General features: G+C 59.6%; 18 protein-coding genes and 3 tRNA genes. 11 read left to right on the top strand and 10 right to left on the bottom strand.

What is annotated here, in order from left to right; all coding sequences use genetic code 11:
• Positions 1-231 precede the first annotated feature (231 nt).
• The gene (locus PQQ95_RS16170) at positions 232-828 is read left to right on the top strand and encodes a chorismate mutase (protein WP_408438383.1); all 597 of its coding nucleotides are present in this window, start codon (positions 232-234) and stop codon (positions 826-828) included.
• A gap of 102 nt (positions 829-930) precedes the next feature.
• On the opposite strand, the gene PQQ95_RS16165 is transcribed toward PQQ95_RS16170, so the two are convergent.
• Together PQQ95_RS16165 and PQQ95_RS16160 are read right to left on the bottom strand one after the other, a co-directional pair.
• Entirely contained in the window at positions 931-2,085 is a 1,155-nt protein-coding gene (locus PQQ95_RS16165) for an exonuclease domain-containing protein (protein ID WP_408438382.1), read from the bottom strand.
• 341 nt (positions 2,086-2,426) lie between these two features.
• Complete coding sequence (locus tag PQQ95_RS16160) at positions 2,427-2,630, bottom strand: cold-shock protein (protein WP_054037310.1); 204 nt, start codon at positions 2,628-2,630, stop codon at positions 2,427-2,429.
• A gap of 449 nt (positions 2,631-3,079) precedes the next feature.
• Between PQQ95_RS16160 and PQQ95_RS16155 the strand changes: the two genes are divergently transcribed.
• Together PQQ95_RS16155 and PQQ95_RS16150 are read left to right on the top strand one after the other, a co-directional pair.
• Positions 3,080-3,328, top strand: a complete 249-nt coding sequence (locus PQQ95_RS16155) for a hypothetical protein (RefSeq protein WP_408438381.1) — start codon at positions 3,080-3,082, stop codon at positions 3,326-3,328.
• A 531-nt stretch (positions 3,329-3,859) separates the two neighbouring features.
• Positions 3,860-5,008 (top strand): porin, encoded by a 1,149-nt coding sequence (locus tag PQQ95_RS16150; RefSeq protein WP_408438380.1) that lies wholly within the window; start codon positions 3,860-3,862, stop codon positions 5,006-5,008.
• Positions 5,009-5,059: 51 nt separating this feature from the next.
• On the opposite strand, the gene greB is transcribed toward PQQ95_RS16150, so the two are convergent.
• Positions 5,060-5,638, bottom strand: coding sequence for a transcription elongation factor GreB (gene greB / locus PQQ95_RS16145; protein ID WP_093639053.1), 579 nt, complete (start codon positions 5,636-5,638; stop codon positions 5,060-5,062).
• Between the two features lie 120 nt (positions 5,639-5,758).
• Here greB and PQQ95_RS16140 point away from each other — a divergent pair.
• Together PQQ95_RS16140 and PQQ95_RS16135 are read left to right on the top strand one after the other, a co-directional pair.
• Positions 5,759-5,835: transfer RNA gene (locus tag PQQ95_RS16140), tRNA-Arg, on the top strand.
• Positions 5,836-5,924: 89 nt separating this feature from the next.
• Positions 5,925-6,001 (top strand) — tRNA-Arg (locus PQQ95_RS16135).
• Between the two features lie 120 nt (positions 6,002-6,121).
• Here PQQ95_RS16135 and PQQ95_RS16130 read toward each other — a convergent pair.
• The 5 genes from PQQ95_RS16130 to PQQ95_RS16110 form a co-directional block, all read right to left on the bottom strand.
• Entirely contained in the window at positions 6,122-6,610 is a 489-nt protein-coding gene (locus PQQ95_RS16130; RefSeq protein WP_408438379.1) for a phage protein NinX family protein, read from the bottom strand.
• 133 nt (positions 6,611-6,743) lie between these two features.
• Entirely contained in the window at positions 6,744-9,098 is a 2,355-nt protein-coding gene (locus tag PQQ95_RS16125) for a RelA/SpoT family protein (RefSeq protein WP_408438378.1), read from the bottom strand.
• A gap of 119 nt (positions 9,099-9,217) precedes the next feature.
• Positions 9,218-9,421 carry a DNA-directed RNA polymerase subunit omega gene (gene rpoZ / locus PQQ95_RS16120; RefSeq protein ID WP_006025620.1) on the bottom strand — a complete coding sequence of 68 codons (204 nt, stop codon included), beginning with the start codon at positions 9,419-9,421 and terminating at the stop codon, positions 9,218-9,220.
• A 141-nt stretch (positions 9,422-9,562) separates the two neighbouring features.
• Positions 9,563-10,243, bottom strand: a complete 681-nt coding sequence (gene gmk, locus PQQ95_RS16115) for a guanylate kinase (RefSeq protein ID WP_408438377.1) — start codon at positions 10,241-10,243, stop codon at positions 9,563-9,565.
• A gap of 18 nt (positions 10,244-10,261) precedes the next feature.
• On the bottom strand, positions 10,262-11,185 hold the full coding sequence (locus tag PQQ95_RS16110) for a YicC/YloC family endoribonuclease (protein ID WP_408438376.1): 924 nt from the start codon (positions 11,183-11,185) through the stop codon (positions 10,262-10,264).
• 290 nt (positions 11,186-11,475) lie between these two features.
• Between PQQ95_RS16110 and rph the strand changes: the two genes are divergently transcribed.
• The 6 genes from rph to PQQ95_RS16080 all read left to right on the top strand — a co-directional run bounded on the left by rph (position 11,476) and on the right by PQQ95_RS16080 (position 16,747).
• Complete coding sequence (gene rph, locus PQQ95_RS16105; RefSeq protein ID WP_408438375.1) at positions 11,476-12,216, top strand: ribonuclease PH; 741 nt, start codon at positions 11,476-11,478, stop codon at positions 12,214-12,216.
• Positions 12,209-12,856, top strand: a complete 648-nt coding sequence (gene rdgB, locus PQQ95_RS16100; RefSeq protein WP_408438374.1) for an RdgB/HAM1 family non-canonical purine NTP pyrophosphatase — start codon at positions 12,209-12,211, stop codon at positions 12,854-12,856. Before rph ends, rdgB begins: the two co-directional genes overlap by 8 nt.
• The gene (gene hemW, locus PQQ95_RS16095; protein ID WP_408438373.1) at positions 12,853-14,082 is read left to right on the top strand and encodes a radical SAM family heme chaperone HemW; all 1,230 of its coding nucleotides are present in this window, start codon (positions 12,853-12,855) and stop codon (positions 14,080-14,082) included. The genes rdgB and hemW overlap by 4 nt, the downstream gene beginning before the upstream one ends.
• A gap of 55 nt (positions 14,083-14,137) precedes the next feature.
• Positions 14,138-14,227 (top strand) — tRNA-Ser (locus PQQ95_RS16090).
• A gap of 162 nt (positions 14,228-14,389) precedes the next feature.
• The gene (locus tag PQQ95_RS16085) at positions 14,390-15,661 is read left to right on the top strand and encodes a tyrosine-type recombinase/integrase (protein WP_408438372.1); all 1,272 of its coding nucleotides are present in this window, start codon (positions 14,390-14,392) and stop codon (positions 15,659-15,661) included.
• A 315-nt stretch (positions 15,662-15,976) separates the two neighbouring features.
• Positions 15,977-16,747 carry a hypothetical protein gene (locus PQQ95_RS16080; protein WP_408438371.1) on the top strand — a complete coding sequence of 257 codons (771 nt, stop codon included), beginning with the start codon at positions 15,977-15,979 and terminating at the stop codon, positions 16,745-16,747.
• Positions 16,748-17,176: 429 nt separating this feature from the next.
• On the opposite strand, the gene PQQ95_RS16075 is transcribed toward PQQ95_RS16080, so the two are convergent.
• Together PQQ95_RS16075 and PQQ95_RS16070 are read right to left on the bottom strand one after the other, a co-directional pair.
• A complete protein-coding gene (locus tag PQQ95_RS16075) occupies positions 17,177-17,920 on the bottom strand; it encodes a hypothetical protein (RefSeq protein ID WP_408438370.1) in 744 nt (247 codons plus the stop codon).
• A 96-nt stretch (positions 17,921-18,016) separates the two neighbouring features.
• Complete coding sequence (locus PQQ95_RS16070; protein WP_408438369.1) at positions 18,017-18,790, bottom strand: TIGR02391 family protein; 774 nt, start codon at positions 18,788-18,790, stop codon at positions 18,017-18,019.
• Positions 18,791-18,816: the final 26 nt, after the last annotated feature.

Below are 18,816 nucleotides of genomic sequence, written 5' to 3'. Positions count from 1 at the left end.
CGCACGCGCTCTTACGATGGTCGTTTGCCGCCTTCGCGGCGCGGATTACATCCGCTTGATTGCAGCGCGCCTGGCTGACGCGGCCCGGCGCATTGATGGCGCTTGTCTCTGACAGGCGCCTTTGAATGTCCCGGTAGTTTGCTTTCCCATCGCTCAACGTGCCCGCTTGATCCTCGCATCGTCTATTCTTCTGTTTTTTCTTCCACGGCTGACCGGCCACCTCCGCCTTCCATGAATCGCTCGTATCGCTTTGGCGCGTCATGCGCGCTCGCGTTGTTCACTGCGCTTGCACTCGCGCCCGCCCCCGCCGTCGCAGAAGGCGACGACACCGCGCTCACCAATCTGATCGCGTTGGCGTCTCAGCGCCTCGCCCTCGCGGAGCCCGTTGCGCGCTGGAAATGGGCGAACCATCAGGCGATCACGGATACGCCGCGCGAAAATGCGTTGCTCGCCGAGGTCGAAAAGCGCGCCGTCGCCGCGAACGTCGATCCGGCGTTTGCGCACGCTTTCTTCCAGGATCAGATCGACGCCAGCAAAGACGTGCAAAACGCGCTGTTTGCGACCTGGCGCAGCACGCGGCCGCCCGAAGGTCCTGCGCCTGACCTGGCCACCAGCACGAGGCCACAATTGGACCGGCTGACGCAGTCGCTCATGGCAGGACTCGCACGGGTGCAACCGCTGCGCGCGGCACAGGATTGCCCGTCGCGCGTGGCGCAATCGCTCGCCAACTGGAAATCGCTAACGCGCTATGACTCGGCCCACTCGAGCGCGTTGACGCGCGCTCTCGGCCATGTGTGCGAAGCGGGCGGAGTCGGCGCGACCGGCTGACCGGTTGGTGTGGTCGACCGGAGGCCGGAACGTCGATCGGTCCATCGCGCTCAGGTAAGGATTGGACCCACCCTGAGCGATGGGTCACTGCACAAAAACGCGTTAAGCCAGACTCGGCACAGGCGTGCCACTCGAAACGCTCAAGGGCATCACGCGCAAACCGCGCGCAAGATGGCTTTGCAGAAGACGGTAAGTCGACAGTTCGAACGGTCCGCCTGCGCTCGAAGCATGCAGCGCCGCCGCCTGTGCGAGCGAGGGCGCATGCCCCAGGTAACGCCACCGGTCGACAACATGAAAAGCGCGCGCGTCCGACGCCTCTTCTCGCTCCTCAAATACGATCGGACCTTCGAACGGCCACGGCGCATCCAGTGGATCGCTTTTCATGACGCGCGGCACGCGGTTATGACCGGGACGCAACGTCGCGATCCACAGTGCCTCCGCGAGCATGGCGCCCAACTCACCGCCGGTCGCGCGCCATTCGACACGCCGCACTTGCTGCGCGAGCCGCACATCCTTGGACGAACGCCGCTCGCCCGTTAAATGCGAACGTAACCGCTGACGCACACGCACGCTTCGCCCGACATAAAGCGGCAGGTCGCCTTCTCCATAGAACGCGTAAACACCGCATCCGGCCGGCGCGGTGTCGAGCAGATCTTCGGTGATGTCGCCAGCAAGCCGGTAGCGCCGTGTAGTGCGCTCGATCTGTGCCCGCAAAACGTCCGGCGGCACGAGCCCGCTATGCAAACGTTGCCAGAACTGCCAGATCAGATCGGCGTCGGCGAGTGCGCGGTGACGATCGGACGGGACGAGACCATGACGTTCCACCAGCGCGTCGAGCCCATGGCGCTTTTCCGCGGGAAACAACGCGCGCGACAGGCGTACGGTACACAGCACATCGGGATCGAACGCCAATCCGGCCCGGCGAAACTCGCCGCGCAGAAAACCGCGATCGAAACTGGCGTTGTGCGCCACGAACAGTTTGCCGCTCAGGCGCTCGAGCAATGCCGGCGCGATGGCATCGAAAGTAGGCGCGCCCCGCACCATCGCGTTCGTAATGCCGGTGAGTTGCTGAATGAATGAGGGAATCGGTTGCTGAGGGTCGACCAGGCTGCTCCAGCGCGATACGCCGGCCGGTCCTATTTCAACCACGCCGACTTCGGTGATGCGATGCTCGGTGGTCGATCCGCCGGTGGTTTCAAGGTCGACGAAGACAATCGGCACATCTAGGGCCGGTTCCGGCAAAAACTGTTCAGACATGGAAAGAGATACTTTGGACGCGTGGCTTTGCGGCAAGTATGCACCAGTTAGCCGCCGTACACCCAGCCACCATTGCTTTTCCCTCTTGGCGCGCGGCGCAAAAACTGCATTCCTTCGCGGCCCGCGACCTGCTCATCACTCACGACTTATTATATTTTTACGACGTCTATTTTTAATTCCATGGCGCAATTTTATCGACTGCCCCTCAGGATTAATCCGAACCAGATAGTTAATAGTTTCAACTACAACAGCGAATAATCATAAAAAAAACCTTCGCGTCCTGCGAAGGCTTTCTGACCATCATGCTTGCCCGCGACACACGCGGAGCGGAACGGCGCGGCTTACAGCGGCTGGATGTTCGCTGCCTGCTTGCCCTTCGGGCCGGCCTTGACCTCGAAGGAAACGCGCTGGCTTTCCTTCAGCGACTTGAAACCTTCGGTGCGGATCTCCGAAAAGTGCGCGAACAGATCTTCGCCACCCGAATCCGATGTAATGAAGCCAAAGCCCTTAGCATCGTTGAACCATTTGACGATACCCGTTTCCATATTCCAGTTTCCCTCGAGGATTTATCAAAATCAGGGCATTGCCCTCAAGCTGCGTTTCATGGCCAATTCATCTGCGATCGGGCATTTCTGAATACCTTTCGCACTTTCATACCTGGCAACTGAAATTCAGCTTTGCTGTTATACGGGGAACGAAGAATCGACGTCAAGAGAATTTTTCATATTCACTTAGCGCACAACGCGATAAGTCAATGCCAAATGAATCGAATAATTCCGAAGGCATATTCAGCAAAAACAGAATAACTTTTCACGTCAATATTACTCACTCGAGATCGCGCACAACCAATACCGGAAAAAATTTCGACCTGCCCGCGAGAATATGTAACAAAAGATGTTTTTAGTAAGTGTTTGTCCGAGTTGTTGCGCCGCACTCACGCCAGCATGATGGAAACCAGTACCGAAGAGTAATGAATGGCCGTCAGGAGATTGCCATGCTGTTCAACGAATTCCGTCGCTTCGTCGCCTGGCTCACCCAACCGCACGCAAAGACAACTCCCGCACGATCCGGGCCGGCGGCCCCGTCGCCTTCGGCCTTCGAGGTCGATCCTATGTGGCATGGGGACCACTGGCAAAATCTGCTCTCGTCCCCAATGGATGCGCGCCGCTATGTGATGGAAGACTGGAGCGTCTCGATAGCGACCGACTGGAGCGACCTGGACGATGCCGCGCCGGCGCACTGACTGACGTCTGCGAATCCGCAACCAGCAGGCAAAAAAAAAGCGCGACGGGAAGGTCGCGCCGACAAAGGTTTGGAGATCTTTTTCGTCAACGAAAAAGTCTGCTTCGGAAAGCAGAAATTTCAGTATAACGGCTGAGTCGAGATCGATTATTCGCATAATCGGCAACCATCTATTTCTATAGCAACAACAATCCTTTTTTACGATTTATCACGTTGTTTTTTTGCATCGATTACTGTAGCAAATGTGCAACGCGATTCAGTTGACTCACCTCTCACCTCCCCCTCAATACCGCTGCAGCCCTTTATCAGCAAGGCTTAAACGGCATTCGCTTATCGTTTCACATCCAGTAATACTTTATTGTGAAAATCGAAACGTCCGCTTTGCGAGCGTCTCTCTACACTCTGCGTAACCGGAAACCGGCGCGCGTGGCGTACAGCGCGTTTCTCATGCGGATTTCGCCTCTCGCAGCGCCCGCGTGAAGGTCTCCTTAAGCCTGGGTTCAACGCCCACTCTCGCTCTCGGAGTTACAAGATGAAAAAGACTCTCATGGTCGCGGCCCTCACGGGCGTTTTTGCAACGGCAGCACATGCCCAAAGCAGCGTCACGCTGTATGGCTTGATCGACGCCGGTATCACCTATACCAATAACCAGCACGGCCACAGCAACTGGCAGGAAACGAGCGGCTCGGTGAACGGCAGCCGTTGGGGCTTGCGTGGTTCCGAGGATCTCGGTGGCGGTCTCAAGGCCATCTTCACGTTGGAAAACGGCTTCGGCATCAATGACGGCACGCTGAAACAAGGTGGCCGCGAATTCGGCCGTCAAGCGTTCGTCGGTCTGACGAGCGACCAGTTCGGCGCCGTGACGCTCGGCCGTCAATACGACAGCATGGTCGACTACGTAGGTCCGCTGGCCCTGACCGGCACGCAATACGGCGGCACGCAGTTCGCGCATCCGTTCGACAACGACAACCTGAACAACTCGTTCCGCGTCAACAACTCGGTCAAGTACCAGAGCGTGAACTACGGCGGCTTCAAGTTCGGCGGCCTGTATGGCTTCTCGAACCAGGCTGACGGCTTCGCCAACAACCGTGCGTACAGCGCGGGCGCGTCGTATAACTGGGGTGGCCTGAACCTGGCGGCTGCTTACTTGCAATTGAACAGCAACGGCGCGACGGGCGCGGCTGCTGCGTTCAATTCGGGTGGCGCGGTGTCGAGCGACAACACGTTCTTTGCTGCCCGCCAGCAAACGTGGGGCGCAGGCGCTAACTATGCGTTCGGCCCGGCTACCGTCGGCCTCGTGTACTCGCAAACGAATCTGTCGGGTCTGGCCGGCATCGGTGCAGGCGCATCGGGTCAATCGGCCGGTGTCGGTGGCTTCGGCGGCAGCAGCGCTCACTTCCAGAACTTCGAAGCTAACGCTCGCTACGCGCTGACGCCGGCAGTGAGCATCGCCGGTTCGTACACGTACACGCGTGCGAGCCTGGCCGGCACGCGTCCGCACTGGAACCAGTTCAACCTGCAAACCGCGTACGCGCTGTCCAAGCGTACGGACGTGTACCTGCAAGGCGAATACCAGCAAGTCAACGAAAACGCCATCGTCGATGCCGACATCAACGGTCTGGGCGCTTCGAACAACAACAAGCAAATCGCTGTGACCGCAGGTCTGCGTCACCGCTTCTAAAGCAGCTGGCAACACCTGCAGTATCGAAGGCGCCGTTCGCGGCGCCTTTTTTTATGCCGCCCCGCCACCGGTATCGGGCGGCGGATACTTGACGTCCAGAATGTCGATTGGCTGCGGACCGGCCGGCGTGTACAACGTCACCGTATCGCCAATTTTGGCCTTGAGCAGCGCCCGCGCGATCGGCGAAATCCAGCTCACATGGCCGACATCCAGATCGACCTCATCGACGCCGACAATCGTCAGCGTATGCACCTCGCCGTCTTCCGTCGCGTATTCGACGGTCGCGCCGAAGAAAACCTGATCGACGTTCTCCTGTTTGCTGCTGTCGACTATTTCAGCGATATCGAGGCGCTTGGTCAGAAAGCGAATCCGCCGGTCGATTTCTCGCAGACGGCGCTTGCCGTAAATGTAATCGCCGTTTTCCGAGCGATCGCCGTTCGAGGCCGCCCACGACACGAGCCTGACCACCTCCGGCCGCTCGACATCGATCAGATGCAGCAGTTCGTCGCGCATGCGCCGGTAGCCGGCGGGCGTGATGTAGTTTTTCGTACCCGGCGGGATTTCGGGCTGGGCGACGTCGAGATCGTCGTCATTCTCTTCACTCGACTCTTTGACAAAGGCCTTGTTCATGATGGTCCGTTAACTGCAGCAAGCGACTGCCTATCAAGGGTACACGATCAGGGCAATGAGACAAATCGCAGTTACATGCTTCCCTTTTTGAAAACCTTTGCTATAATCTCGTTTCTGCGTGCGGCTGTAGCTCAGTTGGATAGAGTACTTGGCTACGAACCAAGGGGTCGTGGGTTCGAATCCTGCCAGCCGCACCACTTATTCGAGGGCCTCCCTCCGGGGAGGCCCTTACGTTTTACCCGGTTTCATTGCAGTACTATCGTATTTAGCGTCACCTGTTTAGCGTGCGGCTGTAGCTCAGTTGGATAGAGTACTTGGCTACGAACCAAGGGGTCGTGGGTTCGAATCCTGCCAGCCGCACCACCTATGAAGGGCCTTCCAATCGGAAGGCCCTTTGTTTTTGCGTGGCCGATTTTGAGCGTCGTCGTGCTTCAGCGCATCCGTCCCGCCGAGCCTGAAGGCCATGGCGGGCCGCCCCCGCTACTATCGCGGTGCCGACTGAATATCGCCGATGCGCCCGTCAGGACTCGGCAGATCCTCGAATGAACTTCCCACCGATTCCTCGCCGATCGGCTCCGCGCGATCGCCAGTGACCGCCTGCGCCTGCCGCAACACATCGTCAACGCGCTCGCCGAAGCGACTTTCGACGAACGCCCGCAGCAGCGCAACCCGCAACGAGTCGCCCCGCCCTTCGACGGTTCGATGCGCGCCTTCGAACTCCGCGATGCAATGTGCCGCGCCACGATCGGTCCGCTCACGCACCTCCAGCCGTTGCGCGCGTTCCAGCACCGCAGCAGCCGCTTCCCACGACGTGGACGGCGTAAAACGGCCATCCCACGGGCGACCACGGTCATTGCCGCGGATCGAGACGGTTTCGCCGCCATCGGTAAAGTAGATTTCGCGCACGAAGTCGTGCAGGCTGCGGGCCACCCAATAATCGAGCGCCACGCCGGCGAGGTCAGCTACGTTCATAAGCGTTCTCCCTGAGGTTCCGGTGAGACTCGCTGGCGGCGGGTGCGTTCAGATTGGAACGAAAGCCGCCTGAAGGTGCCCGAGGCCAGTAGACGCGGCCTCCGTCGACAGACTCACCAGCCGCGTCAGAAGGTCAGTAATCCGCCCGTTCGCGGTCGATCCGCATCCCGCCGTCGTGACGGTGATGCCCCTCCTCGCTCGGACGTTCGCGCGCAATACGCATCACGTCCGGATTCGTACGCACACGGCGCATGACGTTGGCGAGATGGACGCGATCGCTCACCTGGATCACGAAGCGCAGCACCGTGGATTCCTGCGACAGGTCTTCGTCCATCGCGATGTGGACGATGTTCGCATCCGCCGACGTGATGTCGGCCGCCACGCGGGCGAATACGCCCTTGGTATTTTTGACCAGCACCTTCACCGCGACGTCGAACAGACGCCCCGGCTGCGGCGCCCACGCCACGTCGATCCAGCGGCCCGGATCGCGGCGGTGGATACGCTGTGCGACGCGGCAATCCGTGGTGTGGATCGCCATGCCGAGGCCGATGCCGATGTAGCCCATGATGTCGTCGCCCGGAATCGGACGGCAGCACGCGGACAACTGGACCGACATGCCTTCGGTACCGGTGATGACGACCGGCGGCGCATGCGACGTTGTGCCATCGCGTGAACCGTCGTCGTCCGCATCGCGGCCGCTCATCAGCACTTCGATGCGCTTGGCCATGACCGCGGCGACGCGGCGGCCAAGACCGATATCCGCGAAGATTTCCTGACGATTCTTGTTACCCGTCCACTGCACGAGCTTTTCCCACGCTTCCGGCGTGACGTCCGACAGCGCCAGCCCGTAACCCTTCAGCGCCTGGTCGACGAGACGCTCGCCGAGTTGCACGGACTCGTTCAGACGCATAGTCTTCAGATAGTGGCGGATCGCCGAACGGGCCTTGCCGGTACGCACGAAACCCAGCCAGGCCGGATTCGGCTTCGAATAAGGCGCCGTAATGACTTCGACGATATCGCCGCTCTTTAGCTCGGTACGCAGCGGCAGCAGCTCATTGTTGATCTTCACTGCGACACACTGGTTGCCCAGGTCGCTGTGGATCGAATACGCGAAGTCGAGCGCGGTGGCGCCGCGCGGCAGCGCCATGATCTTCGACTTCGGCGTAAACACGTAGACCGCGTCCGGGAACAGATCGATCTTGACGTGTTCCAGGAATTCGCTCGAATCACCCGCTTCGCTCTGAATGTCGAGCAACGACTTCAGCCACTGGTGCGCGCGCTTCTGCACATCGTTCAGATCCGCGCCGCCGTTCTTGTACAACCAGTGCGCAGCAACGCCCGCTTCGGCAATCTCGTGCATCTTGCGCGTGCGCACCTGGAACTCGATCGGCGCGCCGAACGGACCGACCAGCGTGGTGTGCAGCGACTGATAGCCGTTCACCTTCGGGATCGCGATGTAATCCTTGAACTTGCCCGGCACCGGCTTGTAGAGCGCATGCAGCGCGCCGATGCAGGTGTAGCACTCGAGCGCGCTTTCGACCACCACACGGAAGCCGTACACGTCGAGCACCTGCGAGAACGACAACTGCTTGTCGCGCATCTTCTTGTAGATACTGAAGATGGTTTTCTCGCGGCCGGTAACTTCGGCGTCGAGCTTCGCGTCGGCAATCGCGCGCTGCACCGACTCCAGAATCTTGCCGACCACTTCGCGCCGGTTGCCACGCGCGGCCTTGACGGCTTTTTCGAGCGTGGCGTAGCGATGCGGGTTGAAGTTCGCGAAGCTCAGGTCCTGCAGCTCGCGATAGGTATTGTTCAGGCCAAGCCGGTGGGCGATCGGCGCGTAGATGTCCAGCGTTTCGCGCGCCACACGGCGGCGCTTTTCATGCGGCACCGCACCCAGCGTGCGCATGTTGTGCAGCCGGTCGGCGAGCTTCACCAGAATCACGCGGACATCGCGCGCCATTGCGAGCAGCATCTTGCGGAAGTTTTCCGCCTGCGCCTCTTCGCGATTGCGAAACTCCATCTTGTCCAGTTTCGACAACCCGTCGACCAGTTCCGCGACCTTCGCACCGAATCGCTCGGCGAGTTCGGCCTTGGTCACACCCTGGTCTTCCATCACGTCATGCAGCAGCGCCGCCATGATCGACTGGTCGTCGAGATTCCAGCCGGCGCAGATTTCCGCGACGGCGACAGGATGGGTGATGTAGGGTTCGCCGCTCTGGCGATACTGGCCGAGGTGGGCTTCGTCGCTGAAATGGAACGCCGCCTTGATCTGCTTGATCTCTTCCGGCTGCAGATAGCCGGACAGAACGGAAGTCAGCTTGGCGATCGAAACGACGTCATGCCGGCGCGGCTGCTCCGGCGTGGCGGTCGGCCCGAACAGATGGCGAAACGACTGTTCGAGGACCGCGTCGATGTACTTCCGTGCAGACGAGGGCGAATCGGCGTCGTGTTCCACTTCCGTGGCGGTGGGCGGGGTAGCACTCATTTTCGCCTCCGTAGCGGTTAGGGTTGGACGCCGGTCTGTACGTTGATGCAATTACGCGTTGCAAACGGATGGGGCAAACGCGTAGGGTAAATGCGCAATCGAAAACGGAACAGTGCGCCTTAAACCGGCACCTTCTTCAGCATTTCGACGCCAACCTGGCCGGCTGCGATTTCGCGCAGTGCGACGACCGTGGGCTTGTCGCGGCTTTCGATCTTTGGCGTGTGACCTTGTGCGAGCTGACGCGCGCGATAGGTCGCGGCAAGCGCGAGTTCGAAACGGTTCGGAATCTGTTTGAGGCAGTCTTCGACGGTAATGCGGGCCATGTTGGGTTCCTTCTTTCCAGAAAACGCTGGGCCGCCCCAAGTCTTCTTGTTGCCCTCGGGGGGCCTGGCGCGAAGCGACAGGTCTGGGGGCGTTAATTGATGTTGCTTATTCTACCTTATGTGCTCGACATGCCGCCGCGTTCACGCGTGTGGCAGATGAATGCCGAGCTGCACGAAAAGCTGCGTGTGGCGCGCGTATTGCGAGGCGAAGCGCGAACGCGTCGCGGCCACGAGGCACTGCAGTTCGCCGAGCGCGCGATCGAAGTTGTCGTTGATCACGACGTACTCCGCTTCGGCCGCGTGCGCCATCTCGCTGCCGGCTGCGAGCAGACGGCGCGTGATCACGTTCGGCTCGTCCTGGCCGCGCTTTTTCAAGCGCTCTTCGAGTGCGTCGAGAGACGGCGGCAGGATGAAAATTTCGACTGCGTTGTGAAACTGTTTCTTCACCTGTTGCGCGCCTTGCCAGTCGATTTCGAGCAGCACGTCATGCCCGCTTTTCATCTGCTCTTCGATCCACACACGCGAGGTCGCGTAGTAGTTGCCATGCACTTCCGCGCTTTCCAGAAACTCGCCGGCCGCGTGACGCGTCAGGAAATCGTCGACGGTCGTGAAGTGATAGTGCTCCCCGTCCTGTTCCTTCGGACGCGGCGGACGCGTCGTGTACGAAATCGACAGACGGATCGCATCGTCGCCGGCGAGCAGTGCGTTCACGAGCGTCGATTTGCCCGCGCCCGAAGGCGCGACCACCATGAACAGGTTGCCGGGATAAGCACCGGCGTAAGGGTTGCGCGGTGCGCTGGTTTCGCGTGTGTGGTCGGTCATGTTCTCGGGGCTCCTGCCTTACTCCAGATTCTGTACTTGCTCGCGCATCTGTTCGATGAGCAGCTTCAGGGTCATCGACGAATCGGCCAGTTCCTTCGCGGCCGCCTTCGAGCCGAGCGTGTTCGCTTCGCGATTCAGCTCCTGCATCATGAAGTCGAGCCGCTTGCCGACCTTGCCGCCCTTCTCGATCACGTGACGCGTTTCGTTCAGGTGAGCCGTGAGGCGCGACAGTTCTTCGGCGATGTCGATGCGGATGCCGTACATCGTCACTTCCTGGCGAATCCGTTCGTTGATTTCTTCGCGCGAAACGATCGTCGCCGCCGTATCGGGCGCAGCGATACCCAGCGCTTCCTGCAAACGTTCAACGATCTTCTGCTGATGCCGCGCGATCAGTTCCGGCACGAGCGGCGTGATCTTCGTAACGATCGCTTCCATCTCGGTGACATTGGCGAGCAGCACCGCCGCCAGTTGCGCGCCTTCGCGAGCGCGCACGTCGATCAGATCGACAATCGCCTGCTTGCCGCAGGCGAGCACGGCGTCGCGCAGCACGTCCGGCGCCACACCCGTCTCGGCCAGCACGCCGGGCCAGCGCAGAATTTCACCGGTGCGCAGACGCCCGGCTTCCGGGAACGTCGACAACACCGTGCGCTCGAGCAGCGCCAGTTGGGTCAGCGCCTCGCGATTGACCGAACCCGCGTTAGCCGACTGTTCGCTGCGTTGCAGGTTGATACGAATATCGACCTTGCCGCGCGAGAGCTTGTTCATCAGCATTTCGCGCAGCGTCGGTTCACAGACGCGCACGTCTTCCGGCATCCGGAAGTTCAGATCGAGAAAGCGCGAGTTCACCGTGCGCAGTTCGACCGATACGCTCACGCCGCCTGTGCCCGAGGCCGGGACGAGTTCGCGCGTGGCGCTCGCATAGCCAGTCATGCTGTAGATCATCGTATTTCTCGCGATTGTGGCCATGCGTTTGACGATGGCCGGAGAGTCGAATCGCCCGGCGTGTACGAGACGCGGGGCGGAGAAACCGTATTATCCCATTTTTACCGACGAGGCCGCTTCGTAGGCGGCCAGCAACCGGGCAACACGAGCACCGCCACGGGCGACGTGCTGCCTCCCGCAAAGCCTCGGCACATGCGAGGAAGCGTGCACCGGACAGACCGCGCCGCGTCCGGCGCGATCGGCGGTAAAATCGCGGTTTCCCTCCTGCTTTCTTCCAGACCGATCCCAACATGACCGACAACACCCAACGCCCCAGCGGCCGCCAGGCCAATCAGCTGCGCGACGTGCGCATTACGCGCCACTACACGAAGCATGCGGAGGGCTCGGTGCTGATCGAGTTCGGCGACACCAAGGTCATCTGCACGGCGAGTATCGCCGAGAGCGTGCCGTCGTTCCTGCGCGACCGCGGCCAGGGCTGGCTGACCGCCGAATACGGCATGCTGCCGCGCGCCACGCATACCCGCAGCGACCGCGAAGCCGCGCGCGGCAAGCAAACCGGCCGCACCCAGGAAATCCAGCGTCTGATCGGCCGCGCGCTGCGCTCGGTGTTCGATCTCGAGAAGCTCGGCGCGCGCACGCTGCATATCGATTGCGACGTGATCCAGGCTGACGGCGGCACGCGCACGGCCAGCATCACCGGCGCGTTCGTGGCCGCACATGACGCGGTGGCGAAGTTGCTGGCCACGGGCCGCATCGAAAGCTCGCCGATCACCGATTACGTCGCGGCGATTTCGGTCGGCGTGTACGACGGTCTGCCGGTGCTGGATCTGGACTACGACGAAGATTCGCAATGCGACACCGACATGAACGTGGTGATGACGGGCGCGGGCGGCTTCGTCGAAATTCAGGGCACGGCCGAAGGCGTGCCGTTCTCGCGCGACGAAATGAATTCGCTGCTCGATCTGGCGAGCGACGGCATCAACACGCTGATCGCGAAGCAGAAAGCAGCGTTGGAGCAAAAGAGTGAGTGAGGTTCGTCAAACCAACGGTGCTGTGGCGTCTGACTCGCCGTTGAGGAAAGTCGTGCTGGCTTCGAACAACCCGGGCAAGCTGCGCGAGTTCGCGGCGCTGCTCGGCGCGGCCGGCATCGAGCTGATTCCGCAAGGCGAGTTGAACGTGCCGGAAGCGGAAGAGCCGTATCCGACTTTCGTCGAAAATGCGCTGACCAAGGCACGTCACGCGGCGAAACTCACCGGCCTGCCCGCCCTCGCCGACGATTCCGGCTTGTGCGTGCGCGCCCTGCGTGGTGCGCCCGGCGTTTATTCGGCGCGCTACGCGCAACTCGCCGGCGGCGAGAAAAGCGATGCAGCGAACAATGCGCAGCTCGTTTCCGCCTTGCAGGGTGAGACCGATCGTCGCGCGTATTACTACTGCGTGCTGGCGCTCGTGCGTCATGCGGAGGATCCCGAACCGCTGATCGCCGAAGGCCGCTGGCATGGCGAAATGCTGGATGCGCCGCGCGGCGCGCATGGCTTCGGTTATGACCCGTACTTCTTCCTGCCGTCGCTGAACGCGAGCGCCGCGGAACTCGAACCAGCGGTAAAGAACGCCAGCAGTCATCGCGCGATTGCCTTGCGCCATCTGCTCGCGCGTTTGACGGAGGAAGCGTGATTCCGATCAAACCGGCGCCTGCGGATATCGGCAACGGCGTCATCAAGGCCTTTACGTCACCGGGCAGCATTCGCCTGACGTCGTTGCCGCCCTTGGCGTTGTACGTGCACTTTCCGTGGTGCGTGCGCAAATGTCCGTACTGCGATTTCAACTCGCACGAATGGAAAGGCGACACGTTCCCGGAAACCGAATATCTCGACGCGCTGCGCGCCGATCTCGAGATGGCGCTGCCGCTCGTGTGGGGGCGCCAGGTGCATACGGTGTTCATCGGCGGCGGTACGCCCAGCTTGCTGTCGGCGGCCGGGCTCGACCGCATGCTGTCCGACGTGCGCGCGCTGCTGCCGCTCGACGCCGATGCGGAAATCACGCTCGAAGCGAACCCAGGCACTTTCGAAGCCGCCAAGTTCGCGCAGTTTCGCGCGAGCGGCGTGAATCGCCTGTCGGTGGGCATCCAGAGTTTCAATGAAGCGCATCTGAAGGCGCTCGGCCGGATTCACGACGCGACGCAGGCACGCCACGCGGTCGAAGTGGCCGCAAGCACCTTCGACAACTTCAACCTCGATCTGATGTTCGCGCTGCCGCAGCAGACGCTCGCGGAATGCCAGGCTGATGTGGAGACGGCGTTGTCGTTCGCACCGCCGCATTTATCGCTGTATCACCTCACGCTCGAACCGAATACGCTGTTTGCGAAATTCCCGCCCGCGCTTCCCGACGACGATGCATCCGCCGATATGCAGGACTGGATTCACGAGCGCACGACGGCCGCCGGTTACGAACGCTACGAGGTATCCGCGTATGCGCAGCCGCATCGGCAGAGCAAGCACAATCTGAATTACTGGCGCTTCGGCGACTACCTCGGCATCGGCGCGGGCGCGCATACCAAGCTGTCGTTTCCGAACCGGGTGCTGCGTCAGGTGCGCTACAAGCACCCCACCACCTTCATCGAGCAGGCGTTGGCTGGTACGGCTGTGCAGGAAGAGAATGAGGTCGGGACGCGCGATCTGCCGTTCGAGTTCATGCTGAACGCGCTGCGGCTGGTGGAAGGATTTCCGGTGCATCGCTTCATCGAGCGCACGGGGCTGTCGATGACCTCGATCGAACCGGCTTTGCAGGAGGCGGAACGGCGCAAGCTGATTACGCGCGACCATGAAAAGATCGCGCCGACGCCGCTTGGCCAAGCCTTCCTGAATGATCTGCAGGCGCTGTTTCTGAAAGATCCGCAGTAATTGCAGCCCCGCTAAGCGCCGCAACAAGGATTTTTCAGGTTACAATTTAGGGCTTGGAGGTGTGGCCGAGCGGTTTAAGGCACCGGTCTTGAAAACCGGCGAAGGAGTGATCCTTCCGTGAGTTCGAATCTCACCGCCTCCGCCACCCAACCCTTATCCAGCAAGGGTTTCAAGCGGCAAAATCCCCGCCAGACGTGAGTATCAGGGATGTCAAGACTCCATCTGACTCCGGTCTACTCCAATGGAATCCGGGTAACTGCCGTGGTAACTTCCGGGGTAACTCAGAACGCGCCTAGGAGTTACCACAATGGCCGCTACCAACCTCCTTTCCGATGCCCAGTGCAAGAGCGCTACCAGCGAGGGCAAGGCCATACGCAAGCTGCCTGACGGCGACGGCCTATACCTATGGGTCTATGCCGATGGTCGCAAATATTGGCGTATGCGGTACTTCTGGACCGGCAAGGAAAAATCGCTGTCTCTCGGCGTGTACCCCAAAGAGACGCTGGCGAACGCGCGCAAGAAACGGCAGGCGATCCTTAAACAGCTTAGTGACGGCGTAGACCCATCGGCAAAGCGCAAAGCCGATGAAGTCGCGGCGAAGTTATCCGCCGTCAACACCTTCGAAGCTGTCGCCAACGAGTGGTACGACAAACAGGTCCATACGTGGGCGGCGTCGCATGCACTCGATGTGAAACGGCGTTTGCAAACCAACATATATCCGACGCTCGGCGCGCGTCCGATAGCCGATCTTGACGCACCTGAAATACTCGCGGCTATCCGCAAGATCGAGCATCGCGGCGCAACTGATCTGGCGCACCGTGTCATGGGTGTAGTCGGCCAGGTGCTGCGCTATGGCGTCGCCACCGGCAGGGGCAAGCGTGACCACACCACAGACCTGCGCGGGGCGCTCACGCCTCACGTGAAGAACAATCAGCACGCAGTCAAGGCCAAACAACTGCCGCAGCTACTGCGTGATATCAGCGCGTACGACAAGCCACCCATCAACGGTGAGACGCAGACCCGGCTCGGTCTGCAACTGCTCGCGCTGACGTTTGTCCGCACCAGCGAACTGATTGGCGCGACGTGGGATGAATTCGATCTTGACGCACCGCTCGATCTGCCATCCGGCGAGTGCGGCCCGATGTGGTCTATCCCCGCGTCGAGGATGAAGGGCGGCAAGGCGCACATGGTGCCGCTGGCCCCGCAGTCGGTGACCGTGCTGAACGAGTTAAAGATACTGGCGGGTGACAGTCCGTATGTGCTGCCCGGTCGTACTCCTAGCAGACCAATCAGCAATAACACGATGCTGTTCGCGCTCTACCGCCTCGGCTACAGAGGCAAGATGACCGGTCACGGGTTCCGTGCTGTCGCGTCTACCGCGCTGCACGAATCGAACAGGTTCCAGCCGGACTGGATCGAGCGTCAACTGGCACATGTGCCTACGAATGAGGTTGCGGCGGCGTATAACCGCGCGCTGTATTTGCCACAGCGCACCGATATGATGTACTGGTGGGCCAACGATCTGGATTCGCTGTTACACAAATCTACGTTTGTAGACCAAACCACCCCATCGGCTTGACTCTGGAGTTAGTCGGAGTATATTGGAATTCACGGGGCCTGAGCCCCCATTGGCCTACGGTGGCCTATACGCGGTTACCTGACCCGCATAGCGGGCAGAAGCAGGTTCGTGTAGTCGCGAAGTATGTATGTTAGAGCCGTAGGACCGCCATGCCTGTGAGCAGACTCACGCGTGACGGAACCATTGTTTGCTGTCTGAAAAGGACGGCGTAACGATTGTTCCGGCGCGCCCATATCCCCCTGAAATTGGTTGCCGCCGGTTTACTCAACGGCGGCGCAGTCACGTCTGCGTCTCCAAGATCAAATGGAGTTGATCATGACGGACGTTCTTCAAATTGAATCCAGTGAAAGCGCAACGCTTTCCACCTGCAAACTGCTGAATGCTTTCAATTCAGATAACCCCCTTGGTGATATAGCTGCGAAGATTGCGGCGCTTGATGAATCGTCGGCTCTGACGCTCGTCAGCGCGATGGTGGAGCATGGCGGGAAGTTGGACTTCTGCCTCGGCGGCGTACTGGAAGCCATGAGTAACATGGGTTGGTATGGCGACTTCGAGTCGTTTCCTGAATTCGTGCGCGTAACCTGCGGTTTCGACGTTCGTCAGGCGCAACACCTGATGCGGACATACCGATACCTCACAGACAAGAAGATTTCGTGGGCGACGGTAAAACTGCTGGGATGGACCAAGCTGCGTCTGCTGGTGAACGCCCAAAAACTCACGGCAGAAAATGCAGCGGATTGGGTTGCCAAAGCGGCAGGTAAGGCCATGACCGTCCGCGCGCTCGATAACGAACTCAAGTTCGTACCAGAACAGCCCAATTCACAGACAGCGGCTCTGAGTCTCGTACAACCCTCGTCATTCAATACCAGCACTCCGGTATCTGAACCAGCTGGCGGCGGTGCTGATGAAGATGTGGAAACCGAAAGCACTGACGACGAACAGCCCGCACAAGACGATCAACACGCTGAATCCGACGACAAGCATTTATTGCTGAAACAGCTTATGAAGTCGGCTGGCGCTGACACAGTACGTGAGTTGTTTGGGGAGTTGTTCCCCGATGAACTGCTCGCGCCAGCAGGCGAATGACCGCGCAATCAAGTGCGCAAGGCCACTGCGTGTGTGCAGCTACGCGCGCCCTTCGGGGCGTGCCCTCTCCCTAACCACCGAATGGAGTCGGACATGCGATACAGGTGTACTGATGGACGGTTACGCAAAAGCAGCAAGAGCGCGAGTCATCAATCTGGATAGTGATGAACGACTCAGGGTCAGTGACGTGCTACGGGTGCTGAAGGTCGGAAAAAGCACGTTCTTTGATGGCATCAAAAGCGGGCGCTACCCAGCCGCCGATGGTCGGGATGGACGTATGCCCTTCTGGCTCACCAGCACTATCAGGCCGTACGCACGCGCAGCGGGTGAGTCATGAACAGCACTTACCTGCTCGTCGTCGGCTGGCGCTGCTGCCATGTAGTTATTGGCTGGTGTGCTGGGTGTGTAGCAGACCGGCGCGCAAGGTAGTCAGGAAAATATATTTCTGAGCGCGGAGCGTATGTCATCCTTGCTCCGGGTGTTTGGTTTCAACACAAACGGCAGGGTATCGGATTGTTTTATCAGCACGACACTACGGGTCTGCGTCTCGTAAATTACGAACGTATCGCTAACAAAACCGATAAACATAAGGGGATGCTCGGGAGTGGCCTTTAATCCCGCTGCCACCCCAGTGTTATCAACAATAACGTGAGCATTACCGTCTTTTAAGTTTTGCGCCCGCGATGAACCCACCATCGCAGCAAATAATGGAATCAACACGCACAAGAGCACGAAGTGGAAACGTGTTGCCAGACTGGGAATCCGTTCTTTAATTTTCTCATGAAAACATACATAACTAGCAGCGGGTGAAAAAATCATGACAGTGGCAAACCATTTCCACTGACCGTGTGCGAGTACATTAATTGCCAGCGCCACAAGCAAGCCGATCACTGCAACAATTCTTAACGCTACCGGTAGAGATTCGATCTTTATCGAGGCTGTCGCGCGGGTTAACTTCTCGAATGGAAAGGAAATTGTGGTTACAGCCACACCCATAACAAGTCCAAGCAACGCCAGACCGAGCGGGTAAATTGCCAGCTTCACAAAATCGGTTAAACCAGCGTATTGGAAAATATCAATGTCGAACGATCCCCAGTAGCTTATGAGGTAGATCGTAGCAACAACCAGCCCGAACAAACTGACCGCCGTTGTAACCCCCAGTTTTTCATTCATTTTGCCCCCGGATTGCTGGGGATATTCCACGGCGCGGGTATCGCTGTCAAGGCACACGTACCGGCGACCACGGACGCGGCAGGACGAACACGCGCGTTAAACGCGTTCGGTGCGGTCGAGCGAACGTGCCAGCATGCTCAGAAAACTCAGATACTCCACGGCGCGCTCCGGGTGATCCTGCGTGATTCCGTGGGCGCGCGGGTTGCGAAGCGCCAGCATCGCCCCTTCGAACAAATGCATCATGCCTTCCTGCTCACTTTTCTCTGAATCATTCTGTTGATCGTTGAATTTGAGCATCGGGGTCTTGGGACTGAACACTGAGCGCATTAACGGCGTGCCGGTCAAGTCGTTCTTCATGCTTCGCCGCTGCACCAGCATATCCAGCACCTTGCATGCAGTCTCGACCGCCTGCGAATAGTGACCGTCTTCAAAAAGCTTGGTGCATTCCTGCGCGATATCCGGATGTAAATCGAGGTCACCAAATGCGCGGCGGGCACGATCTGCCGGATCGGCCTGCACATGGGCGAGCTTTTCCTCAAACAATTCGATGATCGTCGTCAGGTTGGTTTGCTCACGATACACGCCGTTATGAAGGGCATCATGCAGTTTGGTACTCGACGGACGCTCCCGACCCAATACCATTACAGCAGGCACAAGAGCCTGTGGTCTGAATCTTTCCCAGTTGTTGCCGCTATGGCCAAAGATTTCGGTAAGCGTATCGTGCAGCTTCGCTTCTAATGCCGTGATACGTGGGTCAGTCACACTGTAAATAGCTGTGGCGGGGAAGTTTGCCAAGTCATCAAGCCTGAGTTTAAGACGGGATATTGCTGCGCGCATCTGGGCGGGCGTAAGCGTTCCCGTTTTTGTCATGGCCTACCTCTGGTAGTTGTTACCGC

The sequence above is a fragment of the Paraburkholderia caffeinilytica genome, assembly GCF_046030355.1.
Classification (GTDB): domain Bacteria; phylum Pseudomonadota; class Gammaproteobacteria; order Burkholderiales; family Burkholderiaceae; genus Paraburkholderia; species Paraburkholderia caffeinilytica_B.
This window is presented reverse-complemented; position numbering and strand designations above follow the sequence as displayed.